The 7,225-nt window shown below is 28.6% G+C and carries 9 protein-coding genes; 1 reads left to right on the top strand and 8 read right to left on the bottom strand.

Features of this window, described 5'->3' with window-relative positions:
* The first annotated feature begins 28 nt into the window (after window positions 1-28).
* Window positions 29-1,129 carry a peptide chain release factor 2 gene (gene prfB, locus JG677_RS06275; protein ID WP_200285738.1) on the top strand — a complete coding sequence of 367 codons (1,101 nt, stop codon included), beginning with the start codon at window positions 29-31 and terminating at the stop codon, window positions 1,127-1,129.
* Here prfB and mreC read toward each other — a convergent pair.
* The 8 genes from mreC to JG677_RS06235 form a co-directional block, all read right to left on the bottom strand.
* Window positions 1,124-1,873, bottom strand: coding sequence for a rod shape-determining protein MreC (gene mreC / locus JG677_RS06270; protein WP_200169781.1), 750 nt, complete (start codon window positions 1,871-1,873; stop codon window positions 1,124-1,126). The two genes, prfB and mreC, sit on opposite strands and share 6 nt — an antisense overlap.
* Complete coding sequence (locus JG677_RS06265) at window positions 1,863-2,903, bottom strand: rod shape-determining protein (protein WP_131163032.1); 1,041 nt, start codon at window positions 2,901-2,903, stop codon at window positions 1,863-1,865. The genes mreC and JG677_RS06265 overlap by 11 nt, the downstream gene beginning before the upstream one ends.
* Window positions 2,900-4,135 carry an ATP-dependent Clp protease ATP-binding subunit ClpX gene (clpX, locus tag JG677_RS06260; RefSeq protein ID WP_200285735.1) on the bottom strand — a complete coding sequence of 412 codons (1,236 nt, stop codon included), beginning with the start codon at window positions 4,133-4,135 and terminating at the stop codon, window positions 2,900-2,902. Before clpX ends, JG677_RS06265 begins: the two co-directional genes overlap by 4 nt.
* Window positions 4,128-4,922 (bottom strand): acyl-ACP--UDP-N-acetylglucosamine O-acyltransferase, encoded by a 795-nt coding sequence (gene lpxA, locus JG677_RS06255; protein WP_200285733.1) that lies wholly within the window; start codon window positions 4,920-4,922, stop codon window positions 4,128-4,130. Before lpxA ends, clpX begins: the two co-directional genes overlap by 8 nt.
* The gene (fabZ, locus tag JG677_RS06250; RefSeq protein ID WP_200169784.1) at window positions 4,919-5,359 is read right to left on the bottom strand and encodes a 3-hydroxyacyl-ACP dehydratase FabZ; all 441 of its coding nucleotides are present in this window, start codon (window positions 5,357-5,359) and stop codon (window positions 4,919-4,921) included. Before fabZ ends, lpxA begins: the two co-directional genes overlap by 4 nt.
* Before the next feature lie 85 nt (window positions 5,360-5,444).
* Entirely contained in the window at window positions 5,445-6,518 is a 1,074-nt protein-coding gene (locus JG677_RS06245; protein ID WP_200217599.1) for an epoxyqueuosine reductase QueH, read from the bottom strand.
* On the bottom strand, window positions 6,512-6,976 hold the full coding sequence (gene bcp, locus JG677_RS06240) for a thioredoxin-dependent thiol peroxidase (RefSeq protein ID WP_200285740.1): 465 nt from the start codon (window positions 6,974-6,976) through the stop codon (window positions 6,512-6,514). Before bcp ends, JG677_RS06245 begins: the two co-directional genes overlap by 7 nt.
* Window positions 6,972-7,178 (bottom strand): tautomerase family protein, encoded by a 207-nt coding sequence (locus JG677_RS06235; RefSeq protein WP_200169786.1) that lies wholly within the window; start codon window positions 7,176-7,178, stop codon window positions 6,972-6,974. Before JG677_RS06235 ends, bcp begins: the two co-directional genes overlap by 5 nt.
* Window positions 7,179-7,225: the final 47 nt, after the last annotated feature.

The following is a 7,225-nucleotide window of genomic DNA, read 5'->3' as shown; positions in this document are numbered from 1 at the left end:
ATTTTTATAAATATAAAGAAAGAATTTTATGGATAATTATGAATTTAATGAGCTTATTAAAACTCTTAAAAATAAAGTTAATAATATTGCCTCTATTATAAAACCGCACGATATAAAAAAACGCTTAAAAGAAATAGAAGAATTAGAAAATTCTCCAAGTTTTTGGAGTGATGTTAAACAAGCAGGTATTATAGGCAAGGAAAAGACAAAAATCTCTAATCTTTTAAAAAACTATGAAAATGCTTTCAATGCAGTTAATGATGCTAGCGAACTTTTTGATTTAGCCAATGATGAAAATGATGAACAAATTTTAAAATCTTTATTTGATGATGCCCCAAAACTAGAAGATACTATCACTAGTCTTGAAATTTCTATGCTTTTAAGTGGAGAAAATGATAGTAAAAATGCAATAGTTTCTATACATCCAGGAGCTGGTGGAACAGAAAGCAATGATTGGGCAAGTATGCTTTATAGAATGTATTTAAGATTTTGCGAAAGAGAAGGCTTTAAAGTTGAAACTTTAGATTTTCAAGAAGGTGATGAAGCAGGACTTAAAGATGTTAGTTTTTTAGTTAAAGGTGAAAATGCTTATGGCTATTTAAAAGCTGAAAATGGAATTCATCGTTTAGTAAGAACTTCTCCTTTTGATAGTGCAGGACGTCGTCATACTAGTTTTTCAAGTGTTATGGTAAGCCCTGAACTTGATGATGATATTGAAATTGAAATTGAAGAAAAAGACATAAGAATTGATCATTATAGAGCAAGTGGAGCTGGTGGTCAACACGTTAATAAAACAGAATCAGCTGTAAGAATAACTCATATGCCAAGCGGAATTGTAGTGCAATGTCAAAATGATAGAAGCCAACATAAAAATAAAGCCACTGCTTTTAAAATGTTAAAATCAAGACTTTATGAATTAGAGCTTATGAAACAACAAGATGCTAATAATACAAATGAAAAAAGTGAAATTGGTTGGGGGCATCAAATAAGATCTTATGTACTTTTTCCTTATCAACAAGTCAAAGATAACCGATCTAATGAAGCTTTTTCTCAAGTTGATAATATCTTAGATGGAGATATTAAAAAAATGATAGAAGGTGTTTTAATTGCTTTAAAAAATCAATCATAAATTATCAACTATATAAAAATATGCTGGGATATTTATCTTAGCATATGGATCTATCTCGGCACTTTTATACATATCCTCATCATTAATTTTTGTAATAACACCGACTGGAATTCCGGCAAAAAATACACCATCAAGACCACTTGTTAAAATTTCATCACCTACTTGGATTTTAGCCCATTTAGGAATAAAATTAACATAAGTTTTACCGCCACGACCTTGAATCAAACCGGGGGCTTTATCTTTTCCAATATAAACTGAAAAAACACATTGACTGTCACCTTGCAATAAAGCCATAGCACGTCCATCTTTATAGATAGAAATACCTGCGGTAAATCCTTTATAAATAAGTCCTCTATTTTTACTTTCATAATTCTTTACTAAATCAAGCCATACTCTTTTATAATCATTAATTTGAACGTAAGATATAGCTCTTACTAAAGAAATTCTTGGAAAATATTGAGTTGAATTTCTATCTTCCAAAAGGCGATTTAGTTCATTAGCAAAAGTGGTAGCTAAAATACTTGAATTTTCAAGCTCTTGATTTCTTTTTTTTAAATAAGAAATCTGCTCTGCTTGATTAAAATGTTTTGAAATATTATTATAAACGTATTCTTTAATATTATAAAAATTTCCAATTACTAAATCATTAATCCAAAGGACATTCTTTTTTATTATCCCTCCATAATAAAAAGAAATAAAAACCAAAAAAGCTAAAATTAAAATATAACGAATTCTACTCTTCATTAGTTAGCTGTTGCAATAATGAAATTTCCTCTAAAGCCTTTCCTGTTCCTTTTGCTACCGCTAAAAGAGGTTCATCAGCTATATAAACTGGAAGACGAACAATTTCACTTAAATACTTATCAAGTCCTCGAATAAGCGCACCTCCTCCTGTTAAAACAACTCCATTTTCAACAATATCTGAAGCTAAATCAGGTGGCATCATTTCAAGTACCATTTTTAAAGCATCTGCAATTTCTTTAAGTTGTTCTTTTATAGCTTCTCTTACATCTTCGCTTGTAAGCTCAATACGACTTAACAAACCACTTACCTGATCACGTCCTTTAACAACCATTGATAATTCTTTCATAAGTTGAATAGCTGATCCTATAGTGATTTTAATCTCTTCCCCGGTTCTTTCGCCTATTATTAAATTATATTTTTCCTTAACATAATTTACTATACTCATATCTAGCTTATCTCCAGCGGTGCGAATAGACTTTGAAATAACAAGCCCACCTAAAGAAATAACTCCTATTTCAGTAGTTCCCCCGCCTATATCTACAACTAAATTTCCCTTTGGTTCTTGTATAGGTAAATTCGCTCCAATAGCTGCTGCCATTGGCTCTTCGATCAAAAATACTTCTCTAGCACCAGCACTTAAAGCACTTTCTCTAACAGCTTTTCTTTCAACTTGAGTTAAGCCATAAGGAACTGAAATAATAATTCTAGGACGCAAAAAAGATTTTCTACGATGTGTTTTTTCTATAAAATAACGAATCATTTTTTCTGTCATATCAAAATCAGCTATAACACCATCTTTCATAGGACGAATGGCTTCTATATTACCTGGGGTTTTTCCCACCATATCTTTAGCTTCTTTTCCTACAGCTAAAATTTTAGCTTTGCTTCCGTATCTTTCACGCTCAACTGCTACTACAGAAGGTTCATTAATTACTATGCCCTTATCCTTAACTAACACTAAAGTATTAGCTGTACCCAAATCTATCCCCATATCACTAGAAAAAAATCCTATAAGTTGATCAAGTATCATTCTTTTCCTTTATTATCTGTTTTTTTAATAAATAAAGCCTTTTCATTATCACAAACTACACCTTTTGTAATAATAATGTCATAATTTTTATATTCAGGAAGCTCAAACATTAAATCAGTCATTATTTCTTCTATAATACTTCTAAGTCCTCTTGCTCCAGTTTTTCTTTCTAAAGCTAATTGTGCTATTGCTCTTATAGCATCATCTTCAAATTTTAATCTTACCCCATCAATTGCAAAAAGCTTTTGATATTGTTTTATAATGGCATTTTTAGGTTCAGTTAAAATTCTTATCATATCCTCTTCATTTAATTCATTTAAAGAAGCAATCACGTGCAAACGTCCTATAAGCTCCGGTATAAGCCCAAAATGCACAAGATCATCAGGCTCAATTTTTTCCATTAGATTTTTATCTTTTTCTTTTTTATCATCAAAAAAACCAACAATTTTATCACCCAATTTTCTTTTGAGTATAGTTTCTATTCCATCAAAGGCTCCACCACAAACAAATAGGATATTAGAAGTATCTATTTGAATAAAATCTTGATTCGGGTGTTTTCTACCACCTTTTGGAGGAATATTAACCAAAGAACCCTCAATGATTTTAAGCAAAGCTTGCTGTACCCCTTCTCCGCTTACATCACGCGTAATTGACCTATTCTCACTCATCCTTGCAATTTTATCAATTTCATCAATAAATACTATGCCTTTTTGAGCACGTTCTACATCACCATCAGCAGCTTGTAATAATCTAGTTAAAATATTTTCAACATCTTCTCCAACATATCCTGCTTCAGTTAAAGAAGTAGCATCACAAATAGCTATAGGAACATCTAAAAATCTTGCTAAAGTTTGAGCAAGTAAAGTTTTACCACTTCCAGTAGGACCTATCAATAAAATATTTGACTTGAATAATTCTGTATCATCCTCGCTTAAATGTGTTTTAAAAAGTCTTTTGTAATGATTATAAACTCCAACACTAAAAACTTTTTTAGCTCTTTCTTGTCCTATAACATAGCGATCAAGATAAGCTTTTAATTCTTTTGGAGTTAAATCTTTAAAATGATTATCTTCTTTTTGATTTACTTCTTTTAAATTTTTTTCTTCACCAAAAATTAAAGTATAAGCTCCTTCAACGCAATATTCACAAATAAAAGCATCACCATGCTCATTTGAAATTATTCTTCTTTGCGAATTCTCTACCTCATCGCAAAAACTACATTTTTTAGCCATTATTTTTCCTTTTATAAATAGGTATCCCTCGCTTTGTTTCTAAAATAAATTGACACATTTTATTTACATTTTCACTTAAATTTTTTTCTAGCAATTCTTGGGCATTTTCTTTAATATTGCCTTTATTAAATAAAAATTTATAAGCTTTATTTAATCTTTCTACTTCATCTTTATCAAAACGTCTTCTAATTCCTACTAAATTAAGACTTCTAATGCTTGCACGATTGCCTTCAGCTAAACAAAAAGGAACTATATCTTGAGAAAGTGCCGATGCACCAGCTATCATACAACCTTCTCCAACTTTAACAAATTGATGAATAGGAGTTAATCCACCAACGATAACATAATCACTTAATTCAACATGCCCTGCTAAGGTTGCATTATTAGCTAAAATAATATTATTGCCTAAAACACAATCATGTGCAATATGACAATAAGCCATAATAAAAGCATTATCTCCTATGGTTGTAAATCCATTTGCTTTTTGTGTTCCTGAATTTATTGTCACAAATTCTCTAATAATTGAATTTTTACCTATATTTACACCACTTATAATTTCATCTTTTTTATAAGAAATATCTTGAGGAATATCTCCTACAATAGCATAAGAAAAAATAGTAGAATTATTTCCTATGCTTGTATGAGCTAAAACTCTTGCTCCTTGTTTTATAGTGACATTATTGCCTAATTTTACATTTTTTCCTATATAAGCATAAGGCTCTATAACAACATTTTCGCCTAAAATAGCTCCTTGCTCAATGACTGCACTTGGATGAATATTTTTCATTTATCAATTATCATCGCTTTAAGTTCTGCTTCTGCAACTAATGCACCATCTACAAAAGCTTTTCCTTGAAAAATCCATAAATTTCCACGATTTTTTACAACACTCATTTCATAATCAAGCCTATCTCCAGGGCGCACTGGATTTCTAAATTTTGCTTTATCTATACCAGTAAAATACACTACTTTACTTTTAGGATCAACCTTATCTTCCATACTTTCAAAAGCTAAAACTCCTCCAGTTTGTGCCATACCCTCTAAAATTAATACTCCTGGATAAATAGGATGATCTGGAAAATGTCCTAAAAAAACTGGATCACTAATGCTAATATTCTTATAGCCTCTAACTACTTGTGATTTTTGAAGATCAATAATTTTATCTACTAGCAAAAAAGGATAACGATGGGGTAAAATTTCTTGAATTTGTGATACATTTATCATTAAAAGCCTTCAATAATTATTATATTTATAAAAAACGAAATTCTACAAAAAAAATGCTAATAAAAGCATAAAAATTTAAATGATATTAAATAAAAACAATTTTTTCTCTTGTATCAAAATAAATTTCACTTTGAGCTAAAATTTCATAACGTCCTTTAATAATTTTATCTAAAATAATAATAGGAGAAAGATTATAAGCACCTAATAATTTTTGACGCAAAGAAATTTCTTGTTTAATTTTTAATGGTTTTTTTAAAAAATCATTAAAATTTGCAAATCTATTTTTTAATAAAGCATTAAAATAATCAAAATCCCAAAAATTTATCTCATCTTTAAAACTCATATAAACTTGTTCATAATCTTTATCTAAACTAAATTTAATATAAGGATTTTTAAAATGAGAATAAAATAAAATATAACTTCTAACTACTTTTTTATCAATTTTTATTAAAGCTTTTAAAAGTCTATAATTTAGAAATTTTTCTCTTAAAATTTTAAAAGCAATTTTTCTCTTTTCTAATCTAGAAATTTTTTTATATAGTAAAATTCTCTCTTCTATACTAGAAGGAAGAATTTGCTTAGTAACTGGACTCATTAATTCATCAATAAAATTTTTATTTTCCTTTTGCTTTTTAAGCCCATAAATACAGCCACAATAATTTTGATGATAAAGCATATCTTTTTTTGCTAGTGCAAATTGTCTTTGTGTGCCCCCATTTTTTCTAAAATCAGGAGCTATAAATTCAATACCATAAGAAGTGCATTGTTTATTCAAAGCTTCCTCAAGTTGCTTTAAATCTTTTTTAGGACTTGTAAGAAGTGTCGTTGTTAGTTTTGTTTCACCAAGTTTTTTCGCAAATTGAGCACTTTTAAAAATTCTCAAATCAAAACAAATTGAACATCTTAATCCTTTTTCTGGTTCATTTTCATAACCACGCACTGCATTAAGCCAAGTTATATAATCATAATCACCTTTGTAAAGTTTTATTTTGAGTTTATCACAGCTTCTTTTTACATCCAAATATCTTAATTCATACTCGCTATAAGGATGGATATTTGGATCATAAAAAAAAGCTATTAGTTTTTCATTAGGATAATATTTTTTTAATTCTTGTAAAAAAAAATGAGAATCAACACTACAACAAATATGAACTAACATAAACAAAGTTCTTCAAAAACTTTTTGCACGTGATTTTTAGCTTTAACATTTTTATAAATTTTAATAATTTTTCCTTTTTCATCTATCACAAAAGTTGATCTTATAATACCTTCATATTCTTTTCCATAATTTTTTTTAAGTCCCCAAGCTCCATACATTTTTGAAACTTCTTTTTCGCTATCACTTAATAAAATATGTTTTAAATTATATTTTTGTATAAAATTGGTATGAGATTTAACACTATCTGGACTTACTCCTATAATCACTGCATTTTTTTCACTAAATTTTTCATAATCCCCACTAAAATCACAAGCTTCCATTGTACAACCTGGAGTATTATCTTTTGGATAAAAATATAAAATTACTTTTTTTCCTATAAAATCTTTTAAAGAAATTTTAATTCCATCTTGATTTAATAATTCAAAAGTAGGTGCAATATCTCCTATTTTTAACTCAATCATTTTCTTCCTTTTTAATTTGTTCTACACTTTTTCCACCAAAAGCAATATCATAATTTTCAATATCTTCTAAAACAACAACTATTCTTTCTTTATTTTTATTATATTTAGTACTTAAAAGTTCTGTTATATCAGAAATCAAATTTGATTTCTGCTCTTTACTTAGCGCAGGTTTTGCAAGCTTTATAGTAACTAAAGGCATAAAAAACTCCTTAAAAAAATTTTAAATACTCAATTTCATAAATTCTA

Source organism: Campylobacter sp. TTU-622, from assembly GCF_016598965.1.
GTDB lineage: Bacteria > Campylobacterota > Campylobacteria > Campylobacterales > Campylobacteraceae > Campylobacter_D.
Note: the sequence above shows the minus strand (reverse complement) of the source record. Positions and strands in the feature narration are given on the sequence as shown.